Source organism: Bacillus sp. SIMBA_074 (assembly GCF_046534555.1).
GTDB lineage: Bacteria > Bacillota > Bacilli > Bacillales > Bacillaceae_G > Bacillus_A > Bacillus_A mycoides.
The window spans coordinates 1-302 of record NZ_JAWRYM010000312.1; the positions used below are offsets into that span (position 1 = coordinate 1).

Here is a 302-nt window from a genome sequence, read left to right on the forward strand (position 1 = left end):
GTGAAAAGCCACTTGAAGATCATCTGCACATGCTTGAATACAAATATCTCCACCGCTCCATTCTTCTTCCAATGCATCTAGAGGGAATTTGGGCAGGTCCTTTAATTCAGCAGGTCGTTTCGATTTCAAACCAAATCGATCTTTCCCATCTTTCGAAAATAGGGTAGGACCCACTCCAAAAGTAATCGTTAAATTGGAAGGTGATAATTCTTTCGCTTCCCCCGTATCTTTTGGAGGCATATTTGTATTAAGAGATGCTTCACCAATTAAATCTCCTGCTGTCATCTGAGCCGCAGCCTCTG

1 protein-coding gene is annotated in these 302 nt (G+C 42.4%); it reads right to left on the reverse strand.

Features of this window, described 5'->3' with window-relative positions:
- On the reverse strand, positions 1 to 302 hold a 302-nt coding region (locus tag SB773_RS30970; RefSeq protein ID WP_410594081.1), incomplete at both ends, for a Dyp-type peroxidase domain-containing protein.